31 protein-coding genes are annotated in these 26,820 nt (G+C 67.3%); 9 read left to right on the forward strand and 22 right to left on the reverse strand.

What is annotated here, in order from left to right; genetic code table 11:
- Positions 1-53: 53 nt before the first annotated feature.
- The 3 genes from ACIA12_RS01810 to ACIA12_RS01820 all read left to right on the forward strand — a co-directional run bounded on the left by ACIA12_RS01810 (position 54) and on the right by ACIA12_RS01820 (position 2,768).
- The gene (locus ACIA12_RS01810; RefSeq protein WP_396364886.1) at positions 54-899 is read left to right on the forward strand and encodes an SDR family NAD(P)-dependent oxidoreductase; all 846 of its coding nucleotides are present in this window, start codon (positions 54-56) and stop codon (positions 897-899) included.
- Positions 900-1,046: 147 nt separating this feature from the next.
- Positions 1,047-2,039 (forward strand): ATP-dependent DNA ligase, encoded by a 993-nt coding sequence (locus ACIA12_RS01815; RefSeq protein WP_396364887.1) that lies wholly within the window; start codon positions 1,047-1,049, stop codon positions 2,037-2,039.
- Positions 2,040-2,234: 195 nt separating this feature from the next.
- A complete protein-coding gene (locus tag ACIA12_RS01820; protein ID WP_396364888.1) occupies positions 2,235-2,768 on the forward strand; it encodes an SGNH/GDSL hydrolase family protein in 534 nt (177 codons plus the stop codon).
- 61 nt (positions 2,769-2,829) lie between these two features.
- Here the strand turns inward: ACIA12_RS01820 and ACIA12_RS01825 are convergent, their stop codons facing one another.
- The 8 genes from ACIA12_RS01825 to ACIA12_RS01860 all read right to left on the reverse strand — a co-directional run bounded on the left by ACIA12_RS01825 (position 2,830) and on the right by ACIA12_RS01860 (position 8,550).
- Positions 2,830-3,105, reverse strand: coding sequence for a DUF167 domain-containing protein (locus ACIA12_RS01825; RefSeq protein ID WP_396364889.1), 276 nt, complete (start codon positions 3,103-3,105; stop codon positions 2,830-2,832).
- Positions 3,106-3,213: 108 nt separating this feature from the next.
- A complete protein-coding gene (locus ACIA12_RS01830) occupies positions 3,214-3,651 on the reverse strand; it encodes a heme-binding protein (RefSeq protein WP_396364890.1) in 438 nt (145 codons plus the stop codon).
- Between the two features lie 54 nt (positions 3,652-3,705).
- On the reverse strand, positions 3,706-4,566 hold the full coding sequence (locus tag ACIA12_RS01835) for an MBL fold metallo-hydrolase (protein WP_396364891.1): 861 nt from the start codon (positions 4,564-4,566) through the stop codon (positions 3,706-3,708).
- A 99-nt stretch (positions 4,567-4,665) separates the two neighbouring features.
- Positions 4,666-5,361, reverse strand: coding sequence for a hemerythrin domain-containing protein (locus tag ACIA12_RS01840; RefSeq protein WP_396364892.1), 696 nt, complete (start codon positions 5,359-5,361; stop codon positions 4,666-4,668).
- Positions 5,362-5,458: 97 nt separating this feature from the next.
- Positions 5,459-6,331 (reverse strand): AraC family transcriptional regulator, encoded by an 873-nt coding sequence (locus tag ACIA12_RS01845; RefSeq protein WP_396364893.1) that lies wholly within the window; start codon positions 6,329-6,331, stop codon positions 5,459-5,461.
- Positions 6,332-6,404: 73 nt separating this feature from the next.
- Complete coding sequence (locus tag ACIA12_RS01850) at positions 6,405-6,815, reverse strand: VOC family protein (protein WP_396364894.1); 411 nt, start codon at positions 6,813-6,815, stop codon at positions 6,405-6,407.
- Positions 6,816-6,825: 10 nt separating this feature from the next.
- Complete coding sequence (locus ACIA12_RS01855) at positions 6,826-7,587, reverse strand: SDR family NAD(P)-dependent oxidoreductase (RefSeq protein ID WP_396364895.1); 762 nt, start codon at positions 7,585-7,587, stop codon at positions 6,826-6,828.
- A gap of 12 nt (positions 7,588-7,599) precedes the next feature.
- Positions 7,600-8,550: an SDR family NAD(P)-dependent oxidoreductase gene (locus ACIA12_RS01860; protein ID WP_396364896.1), complete on the reverse strand. Its 951-nt coding sequence runs from the start codon at positions 8,548-8,550 to the stop codon at positions 7,600-7,602.
- A 143-nt stretch (positions 8,551-8,693) separates the two neighbouring features.
- Here ACIA12_RS01860 and ACIA12_RS01865 point away from each other — a divergent pair, with 143 nt between their 5' ends.
- The gene (locus ACIA12_RS01865) at positions 8,694-9,251 is read left to right on the forward strand and encodes a TetR/AcrR family transcriptional regulator (RefSeq protein WP_396364897.1); all 558 of its coding nucleotides are present in this window, start codon (positions 8,694-8,696) and stop codon (positions 9,249-9,251) included.
- 96 nt (positions 9,252-9,347) lie between these two features.
- Entirely contained in the window at positions 9,348-11,222 is a 1,875-nt protein-coding gene (locus ACIA12_RS01870; RefSeq protein ID WP_396364898.1) for an alpha-L-fucosidase, read from the forward strand.
- 56 nt (positions 11,223-11,278) lie between these two features.
- Here ACIA12_RS01870 and ACIA12_RS01875 read toward each other — a convergent pair whose 3' ends face one another.
- Positions 11,279-11,467 (reverse strand): SDR family oxidoreductase, encoded by a 189-nt coding sequence (locus ACIA12_RS01875; RefSeq protein WP_396364899.1) that lies wholly within the window; start codon positions 11,465-11,467, stop codon positions 11,279-11,281.
- 76 nt (positions 11,468-11,543) lie between these two features.
- The gene (locus tag ACIA12_RS01880) at positions 11,544-12,086 is read right to left on the reverse strand and encodes a sigma-70 family RNA polymerase sigma factor (protein ID WP_396364900.1); all 543 of its coding nucleotides are present in this window, start codon (positions 12,084-12,086) and stop codon (positions 11,544-11,546) included.
- Positions 12,087-12,307: 221 nt separating this feature from the next.
- On the opposite strand from ACIA12_RS01880, the gene ACIA12_RS01885 reads away from it, so the two are divergent.
- Complete coding sequence (locus ACIA12_RS01885; RefSeq protein ID WP_396364901.1) at positions 12,308-13,135, forward strand: phosphotransferase family protein; 828 nt, start codon at positions 12,308-12,310, stop codon at positions 13,133-13,135.
- Here the strand turns inward: ACIA12_RS01885 and ACIA12_RS01890 are convergent.
- The 4 genes from ACIA12_RS01890 to ACIA12_RS01905 form a co-directional block, all read right to left on the reverse strand.
- Entirely contained in the window at positions 13,045-14,109 is a 1,065-nt protein-coding gene (locus ACIA12_RS01890) for a polysaccharide deacetylase family protein (protein WP_396364902.1), read from the reverse strand. The two genes, ACIA12_RS01885 and ACIA12_RS01890, sit on opposite strands and share 91 nt — an antisense overlap.
- Complete coding sequence (locus ACIA12_RS01895; RefSeq protein ID WP_396364903.1) at positions 14,106-15,083, reverse strand: hypothetical protein; 978 nt, start codon at positions 15,081-15,083, stop codon at positions 14,106-14,108. The genes ACIA12_RS01890 and ACIA12_RS01895 overlap by 4 nt, the downstream gene beginning before the upstream one ends.
- A gap of 81 nt (positions 15,084-15,164) precedes the next feature.
- Positions 15,165-16,568: an FAD-dependent oxidoreductase gene (locus ACIA12_RS01900; protein WP_396364904.1), complete on the reverse strand. Its 1,404-nt coding sequence runs from the start codon at positions 16,566-16,568 to the stop codon at positions 15,165-15,167.
- A gap of 32 nt (positions 16,569-16,600) precedes the next feature.
- Positions 16,601-16,825 (reverse strand): hypothetical protein, encoded by a 225-nt coding sequence (locus ACIA12_RS01905; RefSeq protein ID WP_396364905.1) that lies wholly within the window; start codon positions 16,823-16,825, stop codon positions 16,601-16,603.
- 119 nt (positions 16,826-16,944) lie between these two features.
- Between ACIA12_RS01905 and ACIA12_RS01910 the strand changes: the two genes are divergently transcribed.
- Genes ACIA12_RS01910 through ACIA12_RS01920 form a run of 3 tightly spaced genes read left to right on the forward strand, consistent with a single transcriptional unit; the run spans position 16,945 to position 19,331 of the window.
- Positions 16,945-17,166: a hypothetical protein gene (locus ACIA12_RS01910; RefSeq protein ID WP_396364906.1), complete on the forward strand. Its 222-nt coding sequence runs from the start codon at positions 16,945-16,947 to the stop codon at positions 17,164-17,166.
- 57 nt (positions 17,167-17,223) lie between these two features.
- The gene (locus ACIA12_RS01915; protein ID WP_396364907.1) at positions 17,224-18,396 is read left to right on the forward strand and encodes an alcohol dehydrogenase catalytic domain-containing protein; all 1,173 of its coding nucleotides are present in this window, start codon (positions 17,224-17,226) and stop codon (positions 18,394-18,396) included.
- Positions 18,393-19,331, forward strand: coding sequence for an SDR family NAD(P)-dependent oxidoreductase (locus ACIA12_RS01920; protein ID WP_396364908.1), 939 nt, complete (start codon positions 18,393-18,395; stop codon positions 19,329-19,331). Before ACIA12_RS01915 ends, ACIA12_RS01920 begins: the two co-directional genes overlap by 4 nt.
- On the opposite strand, the gene ACIA12_RS01925 is transcribed toward ACIA12_RS01920, so the two are convergent.
- From ACIA12_RS01925 to ACIA12_RS01960, 8 genes are all read right to left on the reverse strand, one after another.
- Positions 19,328-20,887 carry a phytoene desaturase family protein gene (locus ACIA12_RS01925; RefSeq protein WP_396364909.1) on the reverse strand — a complete coding sequence of 520 codons (1,560 nt, stop codon included), beginning with the start codon at positions 20,885-20,887 and terminating at the stop codon, positions 19,328-19,330. The genes ACIA12_RS01920 and ACIA12_RS01925 overlap by 4 nt on opposite strands.
- A gap of 24 nt (positions 20,888-20,911) precedes the next feature.
- Complete coding sequence (locus ACIA12_RS01930) at positions 20,912-21,346, reverse strand: hypothetical protein (RefSeq protein WP_396364910.1); 435 nt, start codon at positions 21,344-21,346, stop codon at positions 20,912-20,914.
- Positions 21,347-21,354: 8 nt separating this feature from the next.
- The gene (locus tag ACIA12_RS01935) at positions 21,355-21,912 is read right to left on the reverse strand and encodes a hemerythrin domain-containing protein (protein ID WP_396364911.1); all 558 of its coding nucleotides are present in this window, start codon (positions 21,910-21,912) and stop codon (positions 21,355-21,357) included.
- Positions 21,909-22,478 (reverse strand): hypothetical protein, encoded by a 570-nt coding sequence (locus tag ACIA12_RS01940; RefSeq protein WP_396364912.1) that lies wholly within the window; start codon positions 22,476-22,478, stop codon positions 21,909-21,911. Before ACIA12_RS01940 ends, ACIA12_RS01935 begins: the two co-directional genes overlap by 4 nt.
- 66 nt (positions 22,479-22,544) lie before the next feature.
- Positions 22,545-23,744 (reverse strand): serine/threonine-protein kinase, encoded by a 1,200-nt coding sequence (locus ACIA12_RS01945; RefSeq protein WP_396364913.1) that lies wholly within the window; start codon positions 23,742-23,744, stop codon positions 22,545-22,547.
- A 48-nt stretch (positions 23,745-23,792) separates the two neighbouring features.
- Positions 23,793-24,626: a carbohydrate ABC transporter permease gene (locus tag ACIA12_RS01950; RefSeq protein WP_396364914.1), complete on the reverse strand. Its 834-nt coding sequence runs from the start codon at positions 24,624-24,626 to the stop codon at positions 23,793-23,795.
- A 1-nt stretch (position 24,627) separates the two neighbouring features.
- Entirely contained in the window at positions 24,628-25,518 is an 891-nt protein-coding gene (locus ACIA12_RS01955; RefSeq protein ID WP_396364915.1) for a carbohydrate ABC transporter permease, read from the reverse strand.
- A 5-nt stretch (positions 25,519-25,523) separates the two neighbouring features.
- The gene (locus tag ACIA12_RS01960; protein WP_396366020.1) at positions 25,524-26,684 is read right to left on the reverse strand and encodes an ABC transporter substrate-binding protein; all 1,161 of its coding nucleotides are present in this window, start codon (positions 26,682-26,684) and stop codon (positions 25,524-25,526) included.
- Positions 26,685-26,820 lie beyond the last annotated feature (136 nt).

Here is a 26,820-nt window from a genome sequence, read left to right on the forward strand (position 1 = left end):
ACAGGCAGAAACCCCATCCAATACCCAGCACCAGATGAAGGAACAGCATCACCATGAGCGAGCAGAAGGTTTGGTTCATCACCGGCGCCGGACGGGGCCTCGGTGTAGACATCGCCAAGGCGGCCCTGGCCGCCGGCCACGCGGTGGCAGCGACCGCCCGCAACGCCGAGACGGCCACCTTGGCGCTCGGTGAGCATGACGACCTGCTCACCGTCGACCTCGACGTCACCGACCCACGCGCCGCGCAGGCCGCCGTCGCCGCGACCGTCGAGCGGTTCGGCCGACTCGACGTACTCATCAATAACGCCGGGAACTTCCAGGCCGGGTTCTTCGAGGAGATGGCGCCCGAGGCGTTCCGGTCCCAGGTCGACACCACCCTGTTCGGCCCGGTCAACATCACCCGCGCCGCCCTGCCCCTGATGCGCGCACAGCGCTCCGGCCTGGTTGTCACCATCTCCTCGACCGCCGGTATCGCCTCCCCAGTGGAGTTCACGACGGCATACGCGGCGTCGAAGTTCGGCGTCGAGGGGTTCATGGAGGCGCTGGCTCCCGAGATCGCACCGTTCGGGGTCAAAACCATGCTGGTCGAGCCCGGGTTCTTCCGCACCGAACTCCTCAGCCCACAGTCCACGCAGTATGCCGAACCCTCGATCGCGGACTACGCCGAACGCACGGAGCAGACCATCCAGGCCTGGCAGGGCATGAACGGCACCCAGGGCGGTGACCCCGCCAAACTCGCCGACGCCCTCGTCGAGCTCGCTGCCCTTGAACAGCCCCCGATGCGCTTCGCCGCAGGCGCCGACGCGGTAGCCGTCTTCGAACAAAAGGCCAACGACCTCCTCGCCCAGGCCCAAGCCCACCGCGAGCTGTCCACCAGCCTCGCCCACGACAACGCCTGACACCCACCCGCTACCCATCCCGCACTCCGAAGGACTCCCGCTCGCAGACAACAGCAGGGGTGAGGACTCACCCACAGCAGGCCGATGTGAACTGATTGCGACTCGTCCGGGATGGCGCCGACCTTTGCCTAGGGCAACACTGGCGGCATGGGCAGATTAGCGCCTGAACTGATCGGGCCGGTCGGGCTGGAACTGGCCCGGGCAGAAGAACAACTGCCCGGGCCGCACGGGATGCCGGGTGGATCCAGGTTCGAACTGAAGTGGGACGGTTTCCGGGTCGGCGCGGTCTGCCGGGCCGGTGAGGTGAGGTTGTGGTCGCGTAACGGCAAGGACTTCACCACCAGGTTTCCCGACATTCAGGCAGCCCTCGCCGACCAGGTCCATACCGACTGCACACTCGACGGCGAGCTGGTGGTGTGGACCGGGGAGCGAATGGACTTCGACGCGCTGCAGGCGCGGATGGTGAACACCGCCGCGACGGTGCGGCGCCGTCTGGCACCAACACAGCCGGCCTCGCTGGTCGTGTTCGACGTGCTCGCGGTCGGCAACGTCGACGTCCGGCCGATGCGCTGGACGGCCCGCCGTAACCGGCTGGAAGCACTCGCACAAGCGTGGCGGCCTCCACTGCAGCTGTCCCCGGTAACCAGCGACATCGCCGAGGCGCGCGAGTGGCTGGAGGCCTTCAAGGCGTCCGGAGTCGAGGGCCTCGTGGTCAAGGGCGCGACCAGCCGGTACCAACCCGGCCGCCGGGAGTGGGTGAAATGGAAAACCCGCGACACCGTCGAAGCGATCGTCGGTGCCGTGACCGGATCACTGCAGCGCCCCGAGGTGCTGGTCGTGGGCCGGTACCGCGGCAAGGTATTGGAAATGGTCGGTCGAACGGCGAAGTTGACCGATACACAGTCCGCGACAATCGGGAAGCTGCTGAAACCGGCCGGAGCCCGGCATCCCTGGCCGGACGAGATCAGCACCCACTGGGGCCGCGGCAGCAAGACCCCGATCGTGAAGGTCCGCCCAGCAGTCGTGGTCGAGGTCACCGCAGACGCCGCCCTGCAGGCCGGCCACTACCGCCACCCACTGCGTCTGGTCCGGCATCGCAGCGACCTTGCCCCGGCCGACATCGACCTGTTGCCCGGCTAGCTGATCAGGCCACCGTCACCCCCGTCCCAAGCGCGAGTAGTTCCTGGTCATCTCTCCTCGATCCGGGGCTGCCGGCGAGTGCCAGGTCGCCGAGAGTGGTTACAGGTGATGACAGTGCGCGCGCGTCGGCTGGCACATTCGACTGGCCTAAGGTCGGCCGTCTCTGCTTGTCGGGTGCTGGGGGAGGATGAGCGTGTGACGGTTCTACTTCTGGGCGACAGCAACCTCGCTCGGCTTTATCACGGGCTCCCGGATCTCGTACCGCCGGCGTTTGGCGCCCCTGTCGAATGCCGAGCCGTCGGAGGCGCCTGGTCCGGATCTCTTCGGGACCAGGTCGGCGACCGGACACTGTCGGACTACGACGCGATCGTGGTGTCGATCGGAAGCAGCGACAACCATCCTGCTTTCGCCAGCTCCCCGGCGCTCTTCCGCGAGAACGTGTCGCGAGAGCTGGATCGCGGTGGTCGCTGGGTCGCCTTCGTGCCGCCGGGCCTGGCCCGTACTCCGGAGCCGTTCGACACCGCTGAGGTGAACGCCCTGATCAGGGTCTACGCCGAGGTATTGGCCGAGCTCGTCACGGCGCGCGGAGGCATCGCACTGGACGTGCGTGCGGTGGTCGACAGGTTAGGTCCCGCAGCGTTCGACGCCGACGGCATGCATCTGACACGTGCGGCCTATCAGGAGCTGGTGCCGGAGATCGCTGGCTCGATCCAGGCGAGCACCCAGTGAGACCCTGCTGACAGCGGACGGTCTTGTCGAGCAGGGCTGGATCGTCAGTCGGCTGAGGGGTCTACCTGAGCAGTTCTTCGAGCCTTGCTTGGATCTCGGTCTGATCGGCATGGATGTCGACCAGTTTGTCGCGGCTGGTCGCGCCACGCACCAGGGTTACGGCGGAGCTTCGTACGCCGAACGCCGCCGCGACCGCTTGCAGGACTGCCTTCGTTGCCTGGCCCTCCACCGCACGAGCCGACACCGCGACCACCAGGGCCGGCCCGGCCGGACCCTCGTACCGGCCGCCGACCACGGTCCGGGACGAACCCGGCCTGACCCGAAGCAGGACTCTCATGACCGTATTCTCGCCTCTACGCTGATGCCTCGAAGACGAAGGTCGGCACCTCGCCATCCGCGCGGGTCCCGGCGGGGCCGGTCAGGACGAGCCCGCCGACATCGGTGGTTAGGTCGATGGTTGGAGGGGGTCTGGGACCAGGCCGACAGTGTGGGCGGCGATGATGGCGCAGGCTTCGTCTGTGTCTGAGTTGTCGCCGCTGACGCCGACGGCGCCGATGATGGTGTTGGTGTCGGCGCGGAGGAGTACGCCGCCGGGGGCCGGGAACATCCGGCCCTCGGCGGCGACGGTCAGCGAGGTGTAGAAGGCTGGTACTCGCTCGGCGATGGTGGCGATGCCGCGTGAGCTGAAGCCGAGGCTCAGCGCGCCCCAGGCCTTGCCGATGGCGATCTGGTTGCGGATGAATCCAGAGCCGTCCTGGCGGTAGAGCACGAGCTGATGGCCGCCGGCGTCCAGGACGCCGACGGTCAGGGCGGAGGATCTGCGGCGTTGACCCTCGTCGAGTACTGCTTCGGCCAGCCGCCGGGCGATCTCGAAACTCAGCATGCGCTCTTCCATCTCTTGCTAACAGCGACGATTGGTCGGTGGATGGCCCCGGAACTACGGCGCGACGTGGCCGTAGAGCATCTGGCTGGACCAGTTCACCCACAGGTCGGGGGAGCGGTCGGGCAGACTTGCCTTTACCGCGGCGACGAAGTCCTCGGCCTTGGCCGACGAGGCGAAGGCTGCCTTGGCTGCTTCGAGATACGCGACGTTCGCCGGCAGCGACTCGGGGCCGATCGGTGCGCCGTGGCCCACGATCAGCGTCTTGATGCCGTACTTCGCAACGTCGAGCCGGATCTTGTCCAGTACCGCCAGCCAGCCGTCGAAGTTGGGCTGAACGGTGAACAGGTGGTTGTGCTCCGAACCCAGCAGGTCGGCAACCAGCGCCACACCGTGGTCGGGCAGGGTGATCGTCAAGGTGTACTCGGACTCGGCGTCGCTGAACTCCTGGAAGAGGAAACGCACCGCGCTGATCACCAGTTCGCCCGGCACGATGACCGCGTCCGGCACGGCCAGGCGAGCGGCGATCTCGTCGCCGAACAGGCTGCGACGGACGTCGAGGACCTGCTGGCCCATCTTGACCAGGTACTTGCGCACCGAGGGGAGTGCGGCGAGCTGTACGCCGGGGAAGCGCTCGGTCAGGTGCTGGAAGCCGGAGTAGTGGTCGGGGTGGTTGTGCGTCAGGATGAACCGGTCGATCGGCTTGCCCAGCGTGTCGATCAGGTCGCCGACCTCGGCGGCGAACTTCTGGAAGATCTGGCCGTCGACGACGATGAGGCGGTCGGCGAGCTCGAGGACGGTCGAGTTCACCAGCAGCGACTCGTCCGGGGGAGTGTAGATGTGGACCTTGAGGCCGTCGAGTTCCAGGGTCTGAACGGTGCCGAGCATGGTCTTCTTCTCTCTTGTGCTGTTGGTCATGCCCCGTTGACAGGCAGATCGCCGTTCGTATTCCCGGATGACAAAACCCGGCAGGCACTGTGGGAACAGTGCCTGCCGGGTGCCGGTCCCGCGATCGATTCAGTCGAGGATCGGTTGAGCGCTTCCGTACTTCGGAGTCGGAGTCCCGTGCACGCGTACCGCGTAGTCGGCGAAGGCCTGAGCGGCCAGGTCGCCGATGACCGCGCTGACCTCCGGGGGCAAGGTCGCGATGATGTCGCGGAGGGTGCCGGGGTCGGCCTCGTAGGCCATCAGTCCGAACATCAAGGGCATCTGCTCGGGTGGTACGTCGGCGGCGCCGCTCGCTACCATCTGGCCCCATTCGGCGGCGGTGATGTGCTTCTCGATCAAGGGAAGCGCGTACTTCTCCTCGACGGCCAGGTGCTCGGTGAGGTGCTTGTTCAAGGTACCGATCGTGCCGGCGATCGCTGAGCCCTCAGCCGGGTCGGCACAGTCTCGCCACGGCTTGAGTTGATCCCGCATCGCTGTCAGCAGTACGTCGATGTCGTGGTGCTGGGCCTCCATCGTGGAGACGATGTCGGCGGCGTCGGTGCCGGCCCGCTCGAGGAGGCGGTGCCAGAGATGGTCGTCCTCGGCGCTGTGATGGTGATGCAGGACGGCGTCGATGAGCTCGATGTGATCGGCAACGATCGCCGCGCGTGCGGTGTCCCCGGCGGCGACACCGGTGATCAGGTCCGGCGCGAGGCCGAACTCGCGGGTGAACATGGTGTGCGCCATGTACATGTCGCGGACGTCGGCCAGAGCTTCGCTGGGCATGGGTGGTTCCCCGTATCTTTTCGTTCGAAGGCAGTCTGATCGAACGCTAGTGGGGAGAATCAGGCATCCGTTGCAAAGAGACAGAACACGAACCCGGCTAGCCGCGAAGCGTACGCAGTGGCTTCTCGCCGTACTTCGCCTCGTGCGCGGCAGCGAACCGGCCAAGATGGTTGAAGCCCCAGCGGCGCGCCACGGTGGCGACGGATTCGGCGTACGGATCGGCGGCCCGCAGTTCCTCGTGCGCGCAGCGCAGCCGGACATCGCGCAGGTACTCCATCGGTGACATCTGCAGATGCTGCTGGAATCCCTTCTGCAGTGTCCGCGAACCGACACCGCACCGCGCGGCCAGCAAGGAGACCGTGAGCGGCGCCTGCGGGTCTGCCTCCATGAGTTCGATGGCTGTGCGAACCGCGGCCGGCCGGGCGGCGGCCACCTGCCCAACGAGCGATCCGATGTTCGCGCCGCCTGCCGCCAGGACGAAACCGCTGAGCACGCTGTCCATCAGCGGCGCCGCGGTCAGCGCATGACCCATCAACCCGCGCGGCAGGGCGAGTTGCCGATGGATGAAGAACAACAGTTCGGCCCAGCTGCGACCGTATCCATGCTGGGTATCCATCACCGGGCTGAAGGCAACTCGGTGGCCAGTATGATCGCCGGCCAGCCCGGCGAGGGCCGTCTCGACAGCCGACTGCTCGACCCGCACGCACAGCGCCCGGTACCCGGCCGGCCACCGACCGGCGAACCGGCCGCCCTCGGGAACGTACACCGCGGACGAGTGCCGGCTCACGATCGTGTCGACACCGCGGTGTCGCGACTCGTACCGGCCGGTCAGCGGCAGCTGAACGTAGAACGCGGGCCCGATGTCTTCGCTGTCGAGCCGCAGTTCCCGGGTGAAGGTCACATCGCCGATCGTCAGCGGCCCGGCACCGGTCTCCCGGTAGGTGTTGAACGTCAGTTCCGACCGCGGCACGCTGTCGAGTGTCGATGTACGTACCAGCACAACTGTCCTCCGACACCCTTGATTGTTGCCCTCAACTGTGATCCTAGTTCGCTTGGACGAGCTCAATCAGGTTGCCTTCGGGGTCTTGGAGATAGGCGAAGCGGATCCCTGGGCGTTGGGCGTCCGCGGGCGCGGAGATCGCTTCGGCGCCCGCTGCGACGGCGGTCGCGATGGCGTCGTCGAGGTTGGTCACGGCGAGCGCGAGATGGAAGTAGCTCTGTAGTCCGGCCCCCTCGAACGCGTTGCCGGCGTGGTGCTCCGTGGATCCGGCACGCTCGACGAGCTCGATGCCTAGTCCGGTGGCGGATCGGAGGAAGGCGATGCGGGTCCGCGGCTGCGGTACTTCGGCGTAGCTCTGTTCCCGCAGGGCGAAGGCCGTTGTGTAGAAGTCGCGCTGGGCGTCGAGGTCGGCGACGGACAGGCCGACATGGTCGTAGCTGAACGAAGTACTCATCGTGGTGACCTCATCTGGCGACATAGCCGCCGTCCACCGGCATGGTCACGCCCGTGACGAAGCTGGATCGGGACGACAGCAGGTAAAGGACGGCGTCCGAGATCTCGTCCGGCCGGGCGATGCGCCCTAGTGGATGTGCTGCGATCCGGGCGGCCATGATCTCGGGCGACCGTCCCTCGGCGATCAGCGGAGTCTCAACCAGGCCCGCGGCGATCGCGTTGACCCGGATCTGCTGAGGGCCGTAGTCGAGGGCGGCGACCTTGGTCAGGCCGGCCACCCCGTGCTTGGCGGCTACGTATCCGGCGAAGCCCGGTACGCCGACCAGCGACGCGCCGGACGCGATGTTGACGATGGCACCGAAGCCCTGCGCGGTCATCTGTTCCAGCTCGTACTTCATCGCCAGGAAGGTGCCGCGCAGGTCGACCGACATCATCTGGTCGAACGTCTCGGTCGAGTACTCGGCGAAGGGTCTGAGGTTGTCCCCGCCGCTGATGCCCGCGCTGTTGACGCCGAAGTCGAGCCGGCCGGAGTCGCCGATCGCTACCCGTACGGCGCTCTGGACCGCGGTCTCGTCGGAGACGTCGGTGACCGCGTAGCGGGCTTTGCCGCCGGCCGCCTCGATCTGCTCGACCGTCTCGGCGAGCGTTGTCTCGGTACGGCCGGCGACGGTGACTGTGCAGCCGTTGGCGGCGAGGGCCAGCGCTGTCGCCCGGCCGATGCCGGTGCCGCCGCCGGTGATCAGGGCGGTGGTGTCCGCGAATTCGGGGTTCATGACGGCACCGCCTCAGTGGGTCGTGGGGTTGATCAGGTCGGTGGAGACCTGCCATAGACGGGTTGCGGCTTCAGGATCGAGCGCGTAAGCGGCAACGCCGCGGCGTACGCCGGGCTGGTTCGGGCCGGCCTCTTGGCAGTCTTCGAAGTACCGGCCGGTGACGCCCGCCAGCAGCGGTGACGCGGCGAGCAGGACGGAGGTCGCGGCGCCCTGTTCGATGGTCTTCCACGACACGTCGGTGCTGGTTGGTTCGAACGACGCCGGCGCGGCCGCGATGTCGCCGATGTGCCGGCCCAGGTTCGTACTGGTGATCCGGCCCGGGTTGAGGGCGTTCGCCGTGATTCCGTCGCTCGCCCACCGCTTCGCGGCCTCGACGGCGAACAGGATGTTGGCCGTCTTGGACTGTCCGTAGGCCAGCCACGGATCGTACGGGCGTCGGTCGAAGTTGAGGTCGTCGAAGTCGACGTCGCCGTTGATGTGACCGACCGAGCTCACCGCGACGATCCGCGCGTCGCCGGCCGCGGCCAGGGCGCTGTGCAGGCCGACTGCGAGGGCGAAGTGGCCGAGGTGGTTGGTCGCGAGCTGCATCTCCCAGCCCTGGGCGTTCCGCAGCAGCGGGGTCGCCATGATGCCGGCGTTGTTGACCAGGATGTGCAGTTGCCCGGACCAGGCTGAGACGAAGGCGGCCACTGACGACTGGTCTGCCAGGTCCAGCGGTGCGACGAGAATCTGCTCGTTTCCGGTGCTCGCGATCAGGTCGTCGGCGACCTGCTTCCCGGCAGCGACGTCGCGTACGGCCAAGGTGACGGCCGCACCGGCGGCGGCGAGAGCGCGCGCGGTCTCGACCCCGAGCCCGGACGAGCCGCCGGTCACGATCGCTCGGCGACCGGTCAGGTCGACTCCGGCGACGACGTCGGCTGCCGTCGAAGTGGCCCCGAAGGGTGTGGTGAACAGCTCTGTCATGGTGATCAGTCCTCCTGGATGAACGGCCGGGCGGCAGCTAAGCTGATAAGCGGACCCGGCTCCGTATACTTCGAGAGTAAGCGGACCCGGCTCCGGTTATCAAGGAGATGCCAGTCACAATCGGAACGAATCGAGGAGAGTCGATGGCTGATCGGCCACTTCGGGCGGATGCCCGGAGCAATCACGAGCGTCTTCTGGTGGTTGCCGCGGAGGCGTTCGCCCGGGAGGGGACGCAGGCGTCCTTGAAGGCGATCGCGCAGGAGGCGGGGGTCGGGATCGGCACGTTGTACCGCCGTTTCCCCAGTCGGGAGGCGCTGGTCGAGGCGGTCTATCGCAACGAGGTCGCGCACCTGTGTGCGGCCGCCGATGAATTGCTCGAGAAGCTCCCGCCGGAGGCCGCGCTCACCGCCTGGATGGAGAAGTTCATCGACTTCATGGCGGCGAAGGAGGGGATGGCCGACGTACTGCGAGTGGTCCTGCTGTCCGAGGAGGATCGCCTGCATACCCGCGATCTGCTGGCGACGGCGATCGCGACCCTGCTCGACGCGGGGGCTGCCAGCGGCGCGCTTCGTACCGGCATTGATCCGAAGGACGTGTTGATGGCGCTCGGCGGCATCAGCCTGATCGCCGGCGCGGAAAACCAACGCCAGTTGGCCACCCGCCTCATCGACCTGCTCCTGCACGGCGTCGCAGCGACGTAGGGCCAGACAGATCTATATCCTATAGGATCTTTTGTTTTCGGAATTATTGATCTAGCCTCCTGCTGTCCCGCCCGACGCACAGACAGGAGATCCGGCGTGTTGAGACTTCCTCTTGCCCGCCGCCGCCGCTCGATGGCAGTGGTAGCTGGTATTGCGCTCACGGTGAGTTGGCTCGGCCTGGCCGCTCCACAGGTCCAGGCCAGTCCTGCGGCTGAGGTGGCGAAAGTGGTGAGCGGCTCGGATGATGCCGACCTCGCCCTGGGCCGCACGGCCAGTCAGAGTACGGAGTACGAGACCGCCGCGCCGGCTGCGCGTGCGGTGGACGGCAATCGCGACGGCGGGTTCTGGAACGGATCGCTGTCGCATACGGCTGAGCAGGACGAGGCCTGGTGGCAGGTCGATCTCGAGAGCCGGCAAAGCATCGGCAGCATCACGATCTACAACCGCACGGACTGCTGCGTCGCCCGGCTCGCGGACTTCTACGTACTGGTCTCGAACACTCCGTTCACCTCGGACTCGCTCGAGGCGTCGCGCTCGCAGTCCGGTGTGACAGCGATTCATGTCGGCCTGGTGGCGAACAAGATCGAGCTGGGTGTCGGGCGGGACGGCCGGTACGTTCGGATCCAGCTGGTCGGCCACAATCCGCTTGCGCTTGCCGAGGTGGAGGTACGCCGACGGGCGCAGGTACCGGTATCGAAGTACCGCAACCTGGCGCTCGGAGCGCGGACGACACAGTCGAGCGTCGCCGACGGGGGAGTGCCGACCCGGGCTCAGGACGGCGACACCAACGGCGCTTGGAACGGGAAGTCGCTGAGCAACACCGCGAGCGAGGCGAATCCTTGGTGGCAAGCCGATCTGGGCGCGGCGAAGCGGCTGACGTCGGTCCGGGTGTTCAACCGCACCGACTGCTGCGCCGACCGGCTGAGGGACTTCTACGTGCTGACGTCGAGCCAGCCGATCAACGCGAACCTGCAGCAGGCCCTGCGCCAGCGTGGTGTCGCGGCGGTCCGGGTGCGGAACATCGACAAGGATCGGCTGATCCAGCTCAACACGACCGCGCGCTACGTCCGGGTCCAGTCCGCCCTGTCCGGCTACCTGACGCTGGCCGAGGTGCAGATCTTGGGCGACCAGTTGCTGACCCAGCCGGACGTCGCGGCGCACGTTCGCGAGAACCAGTTCGGCATGTTCATCCACTACGGAATCGCCACGTACACGAACGAGCAGTGGGCGACCCCGAACACGCCGCCGACGGTCTTCAACCCCACCAACCTCGACACCGACCAGTGGGCGGCCGCCGCGAAGAGTGCCGGGATGAAGTACGGAGTGCTCACCACGAAGCACCACGACGGCTTCGCGCTCTGGGACACCGCGTCGAACACCTATGACGTTGCCTCCAGCCCCTATCAGGGTGACGTGGTACGGAAGTACGCCGACTCGTTCCGCGCGGCCGGCCTCAATGTGGGCCTCTACTACTCGATCTGGGACCGCTCCAATGGTGAGTCGACCGAGCTGGTGATCAACCAGCTGCGTGAGCTGCTGACGCAGTACGGGGCGATCGACCAGATCTGGTTCGACGCGTGGACGTTCGCGCCGGGGTACGGGAAGATCCCGTACGACCAGGTCCGCGACTTCGTCCGGAACGTCTCGCCGGGCACGGTGATCGTGAACAACGACAAGAACGACACCCTGGCGACGTCGGACATGCTCGAGTACGAGGACGGGCGCCCGCCGGCCGGTATCACCGACCCGGTGCAGATGTCCGACATGATCAGCGTGAGCAACTGGGACTGGTTCAACACCGACCAGTCGGTGGAGCCGCGCAGCACGGCCGACATCGTTGCCGAGGAGACCTATCAGCGCGACCACGGCTACCAGTACCTGCTGAACGTCGGCCCGAGCAAGGACGGCCGAATGGCCAAGGTCTACACCGACCGCCTGGCCGAAGTGGGCGCCGCCCTCGGCGTGCACTGAACCTGAAATGCGTGGTGCGCTGGTCTGTCGACCCGCGTGCCACGCATTTGCAGGGGTCAGACGGTCGGGTCCATGCCGCCGTCGACGGTCAGGTTCACGCCGGTGATCCACTCGGCTTGGTCGGAGACCAGGAAGCCGACCGCTGCGGCGATGTCGGACGGCAGGCCGGCGCGACCACGAGGAATGCCCGCGACCATCAGCTCCGGGTCGATGCCGGCGGCGTCCGCGACGGTGTGGTCGGACATGCCGTGGACGGTGACGCCGGCCTTCTGACAGGCAGCAGCCCGGAGTTATTCCCGCGCCCTTGAACGGACTGGGGTCTCAGCCGGAAAGGACAGGGGCCTCGATGTTGTAGGCCAGGAGGTGCTTGCGGAGGCCTTGCCGGCCGCGGCTCAGTCTGCTCATGACGGTGCCGATGGGGACTCCGGTGATCTCGGCGATCTCCTTGTACGAGTAGCCCTCGACGTCGGCGAGCACGATCACGCGAAGGAACGGCGCGGGCAGGGAGGACAGAGCCGCCTTGAGTGCCTCGTCAGGAAGGTGCTCCAGCAGTGCTTCGGCCGGGTCGCGCCCGATCCCGTTCGGCTCGGCCGGCCGGTCGTAGCCTTCGAGACCCAGAACCTCCGGGCGCAGCTTGCGTGAGTGATAGGCGTTGATGAACGTGTTGGTGAGGATGCGGCTGAGCCAGCTCCGCAGGTGCGTCCCGCGGAAGCTGTCGCAGTTCTTGTGCGCCCTGAGGTAGGTCTCCTGGACCAGGTCTTCGGCGTCCGCGGAGTTGCGTGTCAGCTGGTACGCCGTGGAGAACAGCGACGGCTGGTAGCCGAACGCCTCCTGCGCGTAGGTGCCCGCGATCGGTTCGCTCATCACATCCGCCCTCGCCAGCCGACTGAACTCTCACCCCCGTAGACAGTCACCGACGCACCTTTATTCCCGCGCAGGCCAGGCGCCCAGCGAATAGGGTCGGGCTCATGGCGGATGGCGACTGGAGGGATGGCGGGTTCAGGCAGCGCCGGCCGTCCGTGGAGAGTCTTGACTGGGTTGCGGTATCGATGGGCCGGGGGAGTCGCGTCGTCGGTTATCGCCGAATGACCGGTGGCGTGTGCTCGGCCGTGCATCGGGTGACTGTGGAGCGACGAGGAGTGCGAACGTTCGCCGTACTACGGCAGTACCCGGGCGGGCTTGGGCTGCACGAGCCCATGGAGCAGGAGATCGCCAACCTTGGTGTGGTGGCGGGCAGTGGGCTCCCGGTTCCGCGCGTCCTGGCTGCCGATGTCGCTGGTACTTCGACCGGTGGCGCGCCGTCGTTGCTGATGACGCGGTTGCCGGGGCATGTCGACCTCAGCCCGGCAGATCGTGGGTCGTGGCTGACGAGGATCGCGGAGATCGCCGTCTTGCTGCATACCCTCGATCTCCCCGCGAAGACCTTCAGACCGTGGACGGATTCCTGGATCGCGCCTCTGGACGGGTTTCGAGTGCCGGCCGGCGCACAGAAGCCGTCGGTGTGGAAGGCGGCGTTCGGTGCCATGGCGGAGCCGCCGCCCGAGGACACTGCTGTCTTTCTGCACTGTGATCTCCTGCCGGTCAACCTGCTCTGGTCCCGCGGGAGGATTACCGGACTGACGGACTGGAACGGCATCCATCGGGGGTCGCGAGCAATCGACGTCGGGCACTGCCGGCGGTACCTGGCGGCGCTCTACTCGCCGGAGTGGGCGGAGCAGCTCCGGTCGCTGTACGAGTCGATCGCCGGGGTGGCCCTCGATCCGTGGTGGGACCTGTATGCCCTGCTCCACTACGACGACAGCGCGCAGAAGTGGATCCGCGATCAGGTCGCTGGGCGTCGTCCCATCGACGTGCCCGGCATGACCGCCCGGGTCGAGGTCGCCGTCGAGACAGCGCTACGGCGCCTCGGATGACTACGGGCCGGCGGCAACATACTTCTGCTGGGGATGGGCTGCGAGTTGGTCGAGCCAGTAGGTGAGTTCGAGTTCGCCGTCGTGGGAGCTGCAGCGGATGCGAGGGATTGCCATCGGGTCGAAGTCGGGGTGGAACGGTGAGTGGCATGGGTTGGCTCCGACCAGCAGGACACCGAGATTCCGGTACGCCGTACTGCCGGTCCCACCGCGAGGACGGACGAGTCGCGCGGGTGGACGCCCAGCGGCAGGGCGATCGTGCTGGCCGGTGTCCCCGGGATCGCCTGGTGGATCAGGGCGGCGAGCTTGCCGATCTCGGCCTCGGCCTGGGCGCGGGTCAGGGTGTGGAGATTCGGGTGGCTCCAGGTGTGGTTGCCGAGTTCGCAGCCGAGTGCGTTCAGCCGGACGAGGGCGGACGCGACGGCGGCGCCGGTGAGTCCGAACGGATTTCTGTTGAGGTAGAACGTCGCGACGGCCGGGAAGTCCGGATGGGCGGCGTGGAAGGACTGAAGGATTCCGAGCGCGCAGTCGGGGGTGACCCGTCCCTTGGCGTCGAACGTGACCTGGCCGGGGGTGCTGTCGTCGAAGGTGAGGACGACGGGTGTTTTGCCTGCCGGCACAGCGGCCAGGTCCCGGCGGACGAGGTCGATGGCGCGGACCGGGTGGTAGTTCTCGCGATGGAGGCGGGCGAGTTCGGCGCGGAAGTACGCCGGGGTCATGTCGTAGGTCCCGGCGTGGCCCGTGACGAGGCGGTGGTGCATCAGGACCGGAATCAGCCCGAGCTTGTTGGCGTGAACGGCGGCCGGGGGCGGCTTCGGCGTACGGCGTGGTGTGGGCGGTGCGGGATTGGTGGGCGGGGGAGCGGGGGACGGGGTGCTGACGACTGGTGCGGTGTCCGCGGCGGTGTCGGCGCAACCGGCCAGCATCGTCGTCGACGCGGCCATCGCCAGGAAGCTGCGGCGGCTGAGGGCCGTCATTCGTAGATCACCAGTTCCGGCCGCGGTCGTACTGCGAGGACCTGTGCCGGCGTCATCAGGGCGCCGTGCCGGGTGTCTTCGGTGTAGAAGAGCTTGAAGCCGCTGTGGATGCCTGGCGGGAGTTTGGTCGTCAGGCCGCGGTAGGTGGCGAGCTTCTGGGCGCGCGTGCCGATGCCGTCGACCGACTTCACCATCGCGACTCCCGTGTGGGTGCGCAGGGATGCCTGGTCGCGAACGATCGGCTTGCTGAGTTGGTGGAAGACGAACAGCTTCTCCGGCAGCCGGTACTTGGTGACCAGCGCGGACAGGTAGGCGCCGATGCTGTTGAGTTCCGCGCCGGACGTACGGCCGAAGACGCGACCTGGCACTTGCCCGGCTCCGACCTCCCACTCCGGGTCCACGGCCAGGCCGACGTCAGGCAGCTTCAGCCATCGTTCGAGCCGCCGGGCCTCGGCGAGCGGTTTCGCCCGGCCCGGCTGGATGTCCAGCATCAAGAGCATCTTGTACTTGCGTGCGATCGCGAGATACCGGTCGATCTGCTCGGGGTCGATCCGGGACCGGTACCTGGCGTCGCGACCCGGCGCGCCCTGGGCCGTCACCACGATCAATTCGAGCACAGGCAGCAGCTTCCGGCCGTCCCGGTACGATGCCGCGAGCCGTTCCAGGCGTTGCGCTCGTTCGTCGAGTTGCGAGTCGAGCGGGCCCAGCGCCGGTGACCCCGGAGCTCCGACGAAGGCGACGAGTTGATGTGCGGGGAAGATCTGCCGACCACCGCGCGGCAGTTGCGCAGGCTGTGGCTGTGGCTGTTGCGGTGGCTGTTGCTGTGGAACAGGAGTGGCTGACGGAGTCACCGTCGCGGCCATCGGGTGCTCCACGACCTGCTCGGCCTTCGGCGTGTCCGCCGGAACATCGGCGCAGCCCGCTGTCCCCAGCAAGCCGGCCAGCAGGAGCACCACACACACGTTCTTGACCATTCAGGGACCCCGCTCCCACGACGGTTCTCCGAGGGGGCAACGTCTCTGTACCCGAGTGAACACACAGTGTAGCCGAGATGCTCACTTGGTTGGCTTCAGCGGGGTGGTGGCGGGGCCGTCGAGGACGTTGCCGTCGGCGTCGAAGCGGGAGCCGTGGCAGTTGCAGTCCCAGCTGGTGTCGGCGGTGTTCCACGTCAAGGGGCAGCCGAGGTGGGTGCAGACGGGGTTGGCTTTGCCGTCGTGGTGGAGGATCCGGGCGGCATGGCCGACGGTGAAGTCCTTCCCGACCTTGAGGTTGTCGGCGACGAGCTTGGCGACCGCGCGGGTGTCTCCGATCCGGCCGGCGCTGTACAGGCCGGCAGCCGGATGGCTCCGGCCGGCGATCAGGTCGTTGATGATGCCGGCGGCAACAGTTCCGTTGCTGAGACCCCATTTGTTCATGCCGGTGGCAACGAAGATGTTCTCGGTCCCCGGTGCTTTGCCGACATACGGCAGCAGGTCGGGAGTCCGGTAGTCATGGGCTGACCACCGGTACTCCGGTTCGATCGCGGCGTTCCAGGTCGAGTTCACCCAGTCGGTCAAGGATCGGTAGATCGCGGCGGTGTCGTCGGTCGATCCGACTTCGTGGTCACCGCCGACGACTATCAAGCCGGTCGGTCCACCACCCGGCCAGGGCCGGGTCGACCTGGTGGGGGAGTCGATCGAGATCGCCATGCCGACGGGTGCCTCGACCGGAAGGCGGACGGCGATACCGTGCGACTGCCTGGGCCGGGTTTTGGCGAAGTACGCGCCGGTCATGCCGATGGGGAGGAGTGTGGCGAGCACCGCCTGGTACGCCGTGATCACGCCGCCCGCCTCGGTCCGGACCTGTACCGCGCCGTCCTTCTCCTCGAGCTTGACTGCACGGGTGTGCTCGAAAATCTGTCCACCGGCGCGCTCTACCGCCGTCGCCAGGCCGGACAGATAGCGAGCCGGATGAAGCTGTAGCTGATCGTCGAACCGGACGGCCGCGACCGCTGGTACACCCACCTCCTTGCCGTCGACAAGGCTGGCGGGAAGCCCCAGAGAAGTGGCTGCTTTCGCCTCGTTCTCCAGGGTCTCGGTGGACTCGGTGGAGTAGACGAAGGCCGGCGTCCTGAGCAGCTCACAGTCGATGCCCTCGGCATCGACCAGCGCGGCGACCTGTTCCACGGCTGCCTGGTTGACAGCCGCGTACTGGCGGGCTTTGTCCACGCCATGCCGGTCGACCAGCGAGGCGTAGCAAGCCCCATGCTGGGACGTGACCTTGCCCGTGGTGCTGCCGCTCGTGCGGGATCCGACCCGCTGCGCCTCCACCACGACGACCTGCGCCCCGTCCCGCGCAAGCAGCAGCGCCGTCGTCAGCCCGATCCACCCGCCACCGACCACCACGACATCAGCCGTCGCGTCACCGGCCAAGGGGTCGAAGCGGGGCACCTGCGCTGTCGCCGTCCACACCGATGTCATATCGCGCCGGTACCCGCCACCATGCAGGTCGTTCAGCTGCTCTTGGCTGCCGCTTTACCGCCCTTGCGGCCGGCCTTCTTCTTCTGGGCGGTGGTGCCGCCCTGGTTGCTGTTGCCGCCCTTGCCGCTCTGCTCGCCGCCGTGCTTGCTCGAGTCCGGCGAATTGGCGATCTTCGCGGCGCGCTCCTTCGACATTCCCTTGTCCTTGAGCGCCTCGTACTGCTTCTCGTTCTTCACGTTGGCTGACTTGCCAGGCATCGCTACCTCCAAGGTTCGTCGACCGGCCGGTACCCCGCGTTATGCATCGATACCGGCTTTTCGACCGGGCCCGAGTGGGCACTGGGGCCGGTAGAGGCACAGGGAGAGAAGTGAGGACGATGCAGTTGCCACAATCCGTCAGCAACGCGGCCGAGCCGTGGACCACCGCCGAGCTCAATCGGCTCGAAGAGCTGGCCCGGTGCAACATTCCGCCTTGCGTGATCGGTATCAGGCTCGGCCGCCCCGAGATCGCGGTGGAGCAGAAGGCGGCCGAGGCAGGAATCACCCTCGAGCCGGCAAACCAGCCACCGTACGGCAGGCCCCCGAGCAATTCGTCGTGAAACTTGTGCAGCGGAGTGTGGCTGGTTCGGAGCGGGTTTCGCGGGTACCGCCAGCGTATGAAGGCATTGACTTGGCAGGGTAAGCGGAAGATCGAGTACTCCGAGGTGCCGGATCCGGTGATCAAGGAGCCTACCGACGCGATCATCGAGGTGACGTCGACCGGGATCTGCGGTTCGGATCTGCATCTGTACGAGGTGATGGCGCCGTTCCTGACGGCCGGTGACGTGCTCGGCCACGAGCCGATGGGTGTCGTGGTCGAGACCGGATCGGAGGTACCGAACCTGAAGGTGGGGGATCGGGTGGTGATCCCGTTCGGGATCGCGTGCGGTCACTGTTTCATGTGTGATCGCGGGCTGCAGTCGCAGTGCGAAACGACCCAGGTGCGCGACCAGGGGATGGGTGCCGCGCTGTTCGGCTATACGAAGCTGTACGGGCAGGTGCCGGGTGGGCAGGCGGAGTACTTGCGGGTGCCGCAGGCGCAGTACGGACCGATCGTGGTCCCGCCGGGGCCAGCTGATGATCGGTTCGTGTTCTTGTCGGATGTGTTGCCGACGGCCTGGCAAGCGGTCGAGTACGCCGGTGTACCTGACGGCGGCACCCTGGCTGTGATCGGGCTGGGGCCGATCGGCGACATGGCCGCGAGGATCGGTATTCATCGCGGCTACCGCGTGATCGGCATCGACCTGGTGCCCGAGCGGCTCGGCCGGGCCCAGGCCCGCGGCGTGGAGACTCTCGAGTACTCCGACCACGTGGCCGATCAGGTGCGTGACCTGACCGACGGCCGCGGGCCGGATTCGGTGATCGATGCGGTCGGCATGGAAGCGCACGGGTCGCCGAAGGCGCAGTTCGCGCACAAGCTCGTCGGGCTGATGCCGAGTGCGGTCGCCGAGAAGATGATGGAGACGGTCGGGGTCGACCGGCTGGCGGCGTACTACCTGGCGATCGACCTGGTGCGCCGCGGCGGCACGATCTCGCTGAGCGGCGTGTATGGCGGGGCGGCGGATCCGTTGCCGATGCTGACGATGTTCGACAAGCAGATCCAGCTGCGGATGGGCCAGGGCAACGTGCGCCACTGGGTGGACGACATCTTGCCCTTGCTGACCGACGACGATCCACTGGGCGTGGACGGGTTCGCGACCCACCGGGTGCCGCTGTCCGAGGGGCCGGCGGCGTACGAGATGTTCCAGAAGAAGCAGGACGGTGCGGTGAAGGTACTGCTGAAGCCATGACCCGGGTGGTCGTGGTGACCGGGGCTTCCAGCGGAATCGGGCTGGCGACCGCGCGCGCGTTCGCCGGCCAGGGGGCCCGCCTGGTCATTGCGGCGCGGTCAGCGGCCGGGCTCGAAGTCGCTGAGGGCATCTGCACGGCCGATGGCGGTGACGTTCTCGTCGTACCGACGGACGTCTCACACGCCGATGAGGTCGAGGCGCTGATGGAAGCCGCGGTGCATCGGTTCGGCCGGGTTGATGTCGTCGTTCATGCGGCGGCGGTTCTTGCGTACGGGCGGTTCGAGGACGTTCCCGGCGAGATCTTCGACCGGGTGGTCACGGTCAACGTGCAGGGCACGGCGAACGTCGGGCGATCAGCACTGCGGGTCTTCCGTCGGCAAGGCCACGGGACCTTGATCGTGGTCGGTTCCTTGCTGGGCAAGATCGCGACGCCGTACCTGAGTTGCTACGTCACCAGCAAGTGGGCCGTTCACGGCCTGACCCGGTCCTTGCAGATCGAGACCCGATCGGAGCCGGGGATCGAAGTGGCACTGGTGTGGCCGGGGTCGGTGAACACGCCGGTCTATTCGCAGGCAGGGAACTATGCGGGCAGGGCCGGCCGTCCACCGCCGCCGGTCGATCCGCCGGAGAGAGTTGCCCGGCGGATCGTGCGGTTGGCTGACCGGCCGGCCCGATCGGCGTCCGTCGGCATGGCGAACCGGTTGACGCTGTTCGGGTTCCATTGGCTGCCGGGCGTGTTCGATGCGCTGGTCACCCCGCTGATGAAGGTCGGTGTGCTCTCTCGCGATGAGGTCGAGCCTCAGGCGGGAAATGTGCTGCAGCCCAGGCCGGCCGGGAACAGCGAGTACGGCCGCTGGGGGCGTCACTGGCTTCGCCCACTGGCCGGTACTGCGGTCGCCGTCGCCGCGGTGGGCTGGAAGCTCAGGCGTCGTTAGCCGGCGTGGAGGAGGGCGGCGCGCGCGGCGTTGGAACCGCAGGCGCCGTGGACGCCGCCGCCTGGATGCGCTGAGGCCGAGGCGAGGTACAGAGACTTGATCGCCGTCTCGCTGCGACCGAGACCGGGCATCGGGCGGAGGAAGAGCTCTTGCCTCAGGCCGGACGTGCCGCCGTTGACGGCGCCGCCGACCAGGTTCGCGTTGCGTCGTTCGAGTTCTCGCGGGCCGAGGATCCGGCGAGCGGCGATCCGGTCGGTGAACCCTGGGGCGTACTCCTCGATCCGGGCCTCGATCCGCTCGGCCATCAGTTCGGCCTCGCGTTCGTCCCACGTGCCCGTGAGTTTGCCGCCGGCGTCGCCACGGGTGCGCTGCGGGACGTGGGTGTAGGCCCAGGCTGACTCGGTACCTGCGGGGGAGCGGCTGGGATCGGCCGTCGTCATCTGGCCCATCAGCAGAAACGGCCGGTCAGGGATCCAGTCGGCGGACAGTTGCTTGGACCACCGACGCAGGTCGTCGACGGAGTCAGCGATGTGAACGGTGCCCGCGGCAAGCGCCGGTGCGTCGCGCCACGGGATCGGTGTGTCGAGCGCCCAGTCGACCTTGATGGTGCCGGGATCCCACTTGAAGAAGCGCAACCGCTGCAGCACGCGGACGGGGAGGTCCTCGCGCGGGATCAGGTGGCCGTAGAGGGCAGGCGCGGAGACGTCGGCCAGTACTGCGCGACTGGCGCGGTACTCCGTACCGTCGGCCGTCCGAGCGCCGACCGCGCGGCCGTCGCGGATGATGATCTGGTCGACTCGGGCGTCGCAGACGACGGTACCGCCGCGAGAGGTGAACCGGTCGGCCAGTGCCTGGGAGAGACGGCCGGCGCCTCCACGTGGTACCGGATAGCCATATTGCTGGGCGATCATCACCAGCAGCCAGCCCATGAACCCCGAACCCGGTGCGGTCGGGGCGATGTCGGCGTGCTGGGAATTGGTGGCCAGAAGCAACTTTGCGGCCTCGCCGGTGAACCTTCTGTCGCCGACGGTCCGGACAGGGCCGATCAGAAGTCGCAGCCGTTCCAGTCCGCGCGGGCCCAGGAGATGCCGGAGCAGTTCGGCCCCTGCCCGGACCGGCGGGAACGGATTGAGGAGTGCGTCCGTGATCGCCGGTCCGACGCGTCGCCAGTCGGAGTACAGGTCGAGCCAGGCCTGACCGTCGCCTGGGGAGAGCTGATCCAGCGCGGCCGCGGTGTCGGTGGGTTCGGGATGTACCAGTCCCCAACCGCCGCCGCGCAGGGGATTGCCGACCGGCGACGGCGCGTCGGACCACTCCAGCCCGTACTCCTCGAGGCGCAGCGCCTTGATCGTCGGCGAGACGGTCGCCAGCGGGTAGAACGAGCTGAACGTGTCGTGCACGAAGGCGGCGTCGACCTCACGGGAACTGCGGACCGCGCCACCGATCGCGTCGTTCGCCTCCAGCAGCACAACGGTCCAGCCGGCATCGGCCAGCAAGTTGGCCGCCACCAGCCCGTTGGGGCCGGCGCCGATGACAACCGCGTCGGTCTTGCTCACGCAACCTACTTCCCGCTGGGACGGTCAGATCTCGTGGCCTGGTTCGCCGGGGGTGACCCGGCGTTGCTTCATCTCGGCCTCCTTGAGGTGGCGACGCCCGTCCACAAGCTGGTCTCTGACTGCCTTCTCCAGCTCCGTGAAGAGGTCGTAGTAGGTGGCGTCGTACTCCTCGACCAGCTTGAAGGTCCAGTGGCCTGGGATCACGTTGCGGCCGACCAGTTCGGTCTCGATCCGCTGTGCCAGGTCATGGTGGCCGGCCTTGTTCAGCAGGTCGACGGCCTCGTCCAGCTGGAGGTCGGCGCTTCCGGTCGTCTGGTGGAAGGCGTACAGCTGCCCGCGCGCCTGGATCACGGTTTCGAGCGCCTCGGTCAGTTTGCCCACCGCCGCGACCGTCAGGTCGTCGACTCCGTCAGGACGCTCGTGCCCGGCCGGGACGGGGACACTGTCCGAGGCGCTCACCGCGGGGCCTATTCGCCGGCCTCTTGCTGGAGCTTCTTCTTCAGCTCTTCCTTGCCGAGTGAGGAGACACCGGAGACGTCGGCGTTGCGGGCCTGCTGCAACAGTTCGTCGCGGGTGATGTCGTCGGGCTGGTCGCCGAGGTGTTCCTTGCGGCTGGCCGCGAAATCCTCGCCCAGTTCGAGCAGGCGTTCCTGGCTGAGGTTGGCGCGCATGCCGGGGAGGACCTTGGTCTCCTCTTCCTCGACATGGTGCGTGACCGCGTCGACCAGGTTCTGCAGGACCTTCTCGAAGTCGGCCGAATCGGGGTCGGTCGCGGCGAGCTTGGCCAGCAGCTGGTCGGCCTCGACATGCTCTTCCTGGCTGTGCGCGACGTCATCGGCTTCGTCGGCCTCGGCGGCGGCCACCGGGTAGACGGCGGACTCCTCGGCGCGGCTGTGCGCCGACAGCAGGGTCGTCAGCACAGGTACCAGGCCTTTGCGCTTCTCCGGGTTGTCCTTCAGCTCGTCGAACAGCCGCTCGACCTCACGGTGGTCCTGCATGATCAGATCGACGACATCGGCGCTCATGCCAACTCCTCCTTCTCCGGGTCACACCCACCTGGTGAGACTCTGCGCGGCCGGTACCCGCCCGGAAACGTCAGAAGAGCGATCCGCCGGCGGAGGCGGCGTGGTTCGAAGGCCATCACGGTGAAGGCGACGGCGGCGGCGAGTTGCGGGACTGCTCTCCACCAGCTCCGGTCGTCACCCAGCAGGTTGGACACTGCGGTCAGGACGAAGAGGATCGGCAGGACGACGAGAAGTACACGCATCCAGCGGGTCTGGTATCGCTCCAGCTGGCGGCGAGCGAACTCCAGCGCGGCCGCCCGGACAGCAGGATCGGCGGGAACCGGTCCGCGGCGAGATGCTCGCACGGCACGGCCGCGTTGCTGCCGGGTCAGGTCGCCGGGCAGCGAGGCGAAGAGCGCCTTCGTTCGTCGCTGCACCACTGTCATGACGATGCCGAACGGGATGCCCGTCGCCGCGCCGGCGATCAGCGCGGAGGTCCAGTGATGCGTGATCAGATACCGCGTGGCCAGTGCGAACAGCACGCCGTACAGAAGGCCAGTGAGAATGCCAGTGAGCCAGGTGCGCATGCAGTCACCAGTGCCCCGGTCGGCTCCTGTCACGCCCGGGTTGCAGCTTTTGACATCGAGTGGCAATCAGTCCTTTGAGGAGCTCTTCTTGCCTTTGTGTTTGCCGGGTTTGGGCTGTTTCGCCTTGCCGGCCTTCTCCGTGGAGGTGACGGGCGCCGCGACGCTCGTGGTCTTGGTGGTTCTCGGGGTGGTCGACGGTGGCTTGGCAAGGCTGGGACTTGCCGTCGTTTTCGGTACCGCAGTCGGCGGTTTTTCGGTACTCGGAGCCACCGTAGGCCGGAGCTCGGTGGTGGCCGGCAGCTTGACGGAGTTGCTGTCCAGCAGGATGCCGAGTGTGGAGGCGACAGCGATCGTCAGGACGGCGGCGGCGCTGATCAGAACGTTGCGCGACGGGCCGTGGCCACGGAAATCCTGGACAGGTTGGACCTCTGTTCGGGGGAGCGCCGGTGGAGTAGCTCCGGCTGCCACTTGCGCGGCGGTGGGACGGTCGGCGGGATCCTTGGCGAGCAGCCAGAGCAGCAATGCCTCGAACTCACCGGCGAGCTGGGGGCGCAGTTCGCTCGGCGGGGTGGGCATGGTCTGGACGTGCTGGTACATGATCGAGGCGGGATCTTCGGCCACGAACGGCGGGTGGCCGGTCACCAGTTGATAGAGCACGCAGCCGAGCGCGTAGACGTCGGAGGCGGCTCCGGCGGGTTCGCCCAGCGCGCGCTCGGGGGCCAGGTACTGACTGGTGCCGACGATCTGCCCGGTCGCGGTCAGTGTTGTCGTCGTGTCGCCGAGGATCCGGACGATCCCGAAGTCGGCGATCTTCACCAGGCCGTCGTCGGTGATCAGCAGGTTGCCCGGTTTGATGTCGCGGTGGACCAGGCCGTTCTGGTGGGCCGCGGCCAGGCCGGCGGCGGCTTGCCGGACCAACTGCAAGGCCCGGTCGGGCTCGAGCGGTCCGTTGGTCCGCAGCTCCGTGGTGAAGGTACGTCCCTCGACCAGCTCCATCGCGAGGAAGTAGCCGTCGCCGTGCGGGCCGAAGTCGTAGCTGGCGACCACGTGCGGGTCGGAGAGCATCGCCGCCGCCCGCGCCTCTCGCCGGAACCGCTCGACGACCGCCAGACTTCCGCGCGAGGGAAGCAGGAGCTTGATCGCGACCTCACGACCAAGGACCAGATCCGTCGCACGGTGGACCTCACCCATGCCGCCGCGTCCCAGGGTGTCGCCGAGGCGGTAGCGCCCGGCCACCAGGCCGGCGGCGACGTCAGCTGAACTCATCGGTGGCCGGTACCCACTGCCGGCCACCGCAATCTGCCGTGGGCCTCGCTAGTCCTTGAGGCCGGCGTCGATGTCGGCGCTCATGACGTACTTCTGGAAGACCAGGTACAGCGCGACCAGCGGGATCATCGAGAGCACCGAGGCGCCCAGCAGAACCGACCAGTTCACGTTCTCCGCGCCGACGATGGTCGCGACGCCGATCTGCAAGGTGTACTTGCCCGGGTCGTTCAGCACGACCAGCGGCCAGATGTAGTCGTTCCAGCGCCACTGGAACGAGAAGATCGCCAGCGTCAGCATGATCGGCCGCGACAGTGGCAGCATGATCCGGAACAGGGTGGACAGCTCGCCGGAACCGTCGATCCGGGCCGCTTCCAGCAGGTCGTTCGGCACGGTGAGGAAGAACTGCCGGAACATGAAGGTGCCGGTCGCCGTGATCACCGACGGTACGACCACGGCCGCCAGGCTGTTGTACAGGCCGAGATCGCGGACGACCAGGAACAGCGGCGCGAGGATGACCTCGCCCGGCAGCATCGTGGTGGCCAGGATGCAGAGCGTGAACGCCTTCACCCACCAGTTCCGGTACTTCGCCAGCGCGTAGCCGCAGGCCGCGCTCGCGACGATGGTGAGCAGCGTCGCCGACACGGCGACGATCAGGGTGTTGACGAAGTACCGCGCGACGTCGAAGCTCGTCCAGGCCTGGGTGAAGCCCTTGATCGTCGGATGCCTGGGGAAGATCGTCAGCGGATAGGAGAACAGCTCGCCGGCCGGCTTGAACGAGCTGAGCAGGAACCACAGCACGGGCAGGCCGTAGACGGCGACCATCAGCCACATGACCGCGGTCGCCCAGATCTTCTTGGGGAGTTCTCCGGTGGTGGTGGCCATCTCAGGAGTCCTTCCGCCGGTTCAGGGCGAGCTGTACGAGCGCGATCACCATCAAGATCAGCATCAGCACGAACGACGCGGCGCTCGCGTAGCCGATCTGGGCCCGCTGGAAGCCCTTGGTGTAGATGTACTGGACGAGCAGGTTGTTCGCCGTTCCCGGACCGCCCGCGTTGATCGCCTGGATCAGCGCGTACTCCTTCATCGAGCCCAGCACGCTCAGCAGCACCACGATGAACGTGGTGGGGGCGATCGCGGGCACCGTGATGTGACGGAACTTGGCCCACGAGCCGGCGCCGTCGAGCGACGCCGCCTCGTAGTACGCCGTCGGCACGTTCTTGAGCGCGGCGACGAACAGCAGCATGTTGAACGCGGTGCCGCCCCAGGCCGCCGCGAACACGACGACGAGCATCGACAGGTTCGCGTTGGACTGCCAGGGCACCTCGCTGCCGCCGAGCGAGCTGATGACGTAGTTGACCAGGCCGAAGTTCTCGCCGAACATCCAGCGCCAGATCACGCCGGCGATGATCGGCGAGATCAGCCACGGCAGGAAGAAGATGATCCGCGCGACGGACTTGCCCTTGGTGTAGTTCGTGACGAGCAGCACCGCCGTGGTCAGCGAGAGCACGAGCGTCAGCGGTACGACGCCCGCCGTGAACACCAGCGTCCGGGTGAGCGCCGCGTAGAACGCGTCGTCCTGCAGCAGCCGCTGGTAGTTGTCCAGTCCGACGTACGGCGCGGTGCCGACCCCGGTGTAGCTCGTGAACGAGTACAGCAGGCCAGTCACCGCCGGCCAGACGAAGAACGTGACGAACAGCAGCAGGTTGATCGAGATGAGCGCCAGGGGCGCCCCGGTGTAGCGGTTCAGGCGGCGGCGTGGCCAAACTGCCTGCACCGGCGTCAGCCCACCGAGTTCAGGCCGTTGACGATGTTGCCGACCGTCTTCTGGACGTCCTGCTCGCCGTTGATGAACTTCGCCAGCTCGGCCTTGGTCGGGTCGTCCGCGGCGGCCTTGCCCTCGAGCAGCAGCTTCGTGCCGGCGGCCTGGCCGGAGGCGGAGATCGGATCGGCGAGCTCGATCTCCTTGGTGTAGAGCGCGAAGGCGGCCAGCGCGGCCGGGGACTTGAACGGATACTTCAGCGTCAGACCGGACTCGACCGGCAGATAGCCGTTGGACCCGGCCAGCTTGGTGTAGTTGTCGCGCTGGAAGAGGAAGTCGACCCACTTCTTCGCGGCCGCCGCGGTGTCTTTGTTGTTGAAGGCAACGACCTTGCCGCCGAGGTTGATGTCGGTCGCATGCACCGGACCCGGCGTCGGCGCACTGGCCCAGTCGAAACCGGTGATGCCGTCGGCGAAGTCGGGCACCTGCCAGACACCGGAGAAGTACGCGACCACCTGACCGCTCTTGAACAGCGCGTTCGGGTCGGCACCCGAGGTCCAGACCGACTTCGGCATCACCACGTTGTCGTTCATCGCCTTGAACTTGGTCAGTGCGGCGACGGTCGCGTCGTCGGGCGTCTGGTACTTGCCGTCGTCACCGAGCTGGAAGCCCTTGCCGCCGTTGTTGTAGATGAAGGCCCGGATCCGCGCGGCCGAGTTGTCGTAGACGAGGTCGTACTTGGCGCCGGTCGCGGTCCGGACCTTGGATGCGGCGGCGAGGAACTCGTCCCAGGTCCAGGTCTTCGCCGGATCGGCCGGTACGGTGACGCCGGCCTTCGTGAACAGGGTCTTGTTGATGAACAGCCCGGCCGCGGTCAGGTCGGACGGGATGGCGAGCACCTTGCCGTCTTGCTCGGTGACCAGGTCCTTGCGGATCTTGTTCGTCTCGTTGTTCGCGGTCGAACTCAGATCCTGCAGCTGGTTCAGCCACAGGGTGTCGAGCGAGGGCACGCTGGCGACGTCCGGCAGGGAGTTGGCCTGGGCCGACTGCCGCAGCTTGTCCTGGTACCCGTCGTACGGCTGGTTCACGACCTCGACGGTGATGCCTTCCTTGGCCTGGAACTCCTTGGCCAGGTCGGTGTACCCCTGGATCTGGGCGGCGGTCGACAGCCAGAAGGTGATCTTCTGGCACCGCCCGAGCCGGAGTCACCGGAGCCGGAACCACACCCGGCCAGCGCCGTTGTGCCCGCCGCCAGCACAGCCAGCCACCGCCACCGCCGAAGAGAACTGGTCATCGTGTTGCTCCTTGTGGTCTACG

Source organism: Kribbella sp. NPDC051620 (assembly GCF_044453825.1).
In the GTDB taxonomy this organism is placed as follows: domain Bacteria; phylum Actinomycetota; class Actinomycetes; order Propionibacteriales; family Kribbellaceae; genus Kribbella.

Coding starts and splice junctions, on each gene's coding strand:
- ACIA12_RS01810 (WP_396364886.1), top strand. CDS start 54: ATGAGCGAGCAGAAGGTTTGGTTCATCACCGGCGCCGGACGGGGCCTC.
- ACIA12_RS01815 (WP_396364887.1), top strand. CDS start 1,047: ATGGGCAGATTAGCGCCTGAACTGATCGGGCCGGTCGGGCTGGAACTG.
- ACIA12_RS01825 (WP_396364889.1), bottom strand. CDS start 3,105: ATGAGAGTCCTGCTTCGGGTCAGGCCGGGTTCGTCCCGGACCGTGGTC.
- ACIA12_RS01830 (WP_396364890.1), bottom strand. CDS start 3,651: ATGCTGAGTTTCGAGATCGCCCGGCGGCTGGCCGAAGCAGTACTCGAC.
- ACIA12_RS01835 (WP_396364891.1), bottom strand. CDS start 4,566: ATGACCAACAGCACAAGAGAGAAGAAGACCATGCTCGGCACCGTTCAG.
- ACIA12_RS01840 (WP_396364892.1), bottom strand. CDS start 5,361: ATGCCCAGCGAAGCTCTGGCCGACGTCCGCGACATGTACATGGCGCAC.
- ACIA12_RS01850 (WP_396364894.1), bottom strand. CDS start 6,815: ATGAGTACTTCGTTCAGCTACGACCATGTCGGCCTGTCCGTCGCCGAC.
- ACIA12_RS01855 (WP_396364895.1), bottom strand. CDS start 7,587: ATGAACCCCGAATTCGCGGACACCACCGCCCTGATCACCGGCGGCGGC.
- ACIA12_RS01860 (WP_396364896.1), bottom strand. CDS start 8,550: ATGACAGAGCTGTTCACCACACCCTTCGGGGCCACTTCGACGGCAGCC.
- ACIA12_RS01865 (WP_396364897.1), top strand. CDS start 8,694: ATGGCTGATCGGCCACTTCGGGCGGATGCCCGGAGCAATCACGAGCGT.
- ACIA12_RS01875 (WP_396364899.1), bottom strand. CDS start 11,467: ATGTCCGACCACACCGTCGCGGACGCCGCCGGCATCGACCCGGAGCTG.
- ACIA12_RS01880 (WP_396364900.1), bottom strand. CDS start 12,086: ATGAGCGAACCGATCGCGGGCACCTACGCGCAGGAGGCGTTCGGCTAC.
- ACIA12_RS01885 (WP_396364901.1), top strand. CDS start 12,308: ATGACCGGTGGCGTGTGCTCGGCCGTGCATCGGGTGACTGTGGAGCGA.
- ACIA12_RS01890 (WP_396364902.1), bottom strand. CDS start 14,109: ATGACGGCCCTCAGCCGCCGCAGCTTCCTGGCGATGGCCGCGTCGACG.
- ACIA12_RS01895 (WP_396364903.1), bottom strand. CDS start 15,083: ATGGTCAAGAACGTGTGTGTGGTGCTCCTGCTGGCCGGCTTGCTGGGG.
- ACIA12_RS01900 (WP_396364904.1), bottom strand. CDS start 16,568: ATGACATCGGTGTGGACGGCGACAGCGCAGGTGCCCCGCTTCGACCCC.
- ACIA12_RS01905 (WP_396364905.1), bottom strand. CDS start 16,825: ATGCCTGGCAAGTCAGCCAACGTGAAGAACGAGAAGCAGTACGAGGCG.
- ACIA12_RS01910 (WP_396364906.1), top strand. CDS start 16,945: ATGCAGTTGCCACAATCCGTCAGCAACGCGGCCGAGCCGTGGACCACC.
- ACIA12_RS01915 (WP_396364907.1), top strand. CDS start 17,224: ATGAAGGCATTGACTTGGCAGGGTAAGCGGAAGATCGAGTACTCCGAG.
- ACIA12_RS01920 (WP_396364908.1), top strand. CDS start 18,393: ATGACCCGGGTGGTCGTGGTGACCGGGGCTTCCAGCGGAATCGGGCTG.
- ACIA12_RS01935 (WP_396364911.1), bottom strand. CDS start 21,912: ATGAGCGCCGATGTCGTCGATCTGATCATGCAGGACCACCGTGAGGTC.
- ACIA12_RS01940 (WP_396364912.1), bottom strand. CDS start 22,478: ATGCGCACCTGGCTCACTGGCATTCTCACTGGCCTTCTGTACGGCGTG.
- ACIA12_RS01945 (WP_396364913.1), bottom strand. CDS start 23,744: ATGAGTTCAGCTGACGTCGCCGCCGGCCTGGTGGCCGGGCGCTACCGC.
- ACIA12_RS01950 (WP_396364914.1), bottom strand. CDS start 24,626: ATGGCCACCACCACCGGAGAACTCCCCAAGAAGATCTGGGCGACCGCG.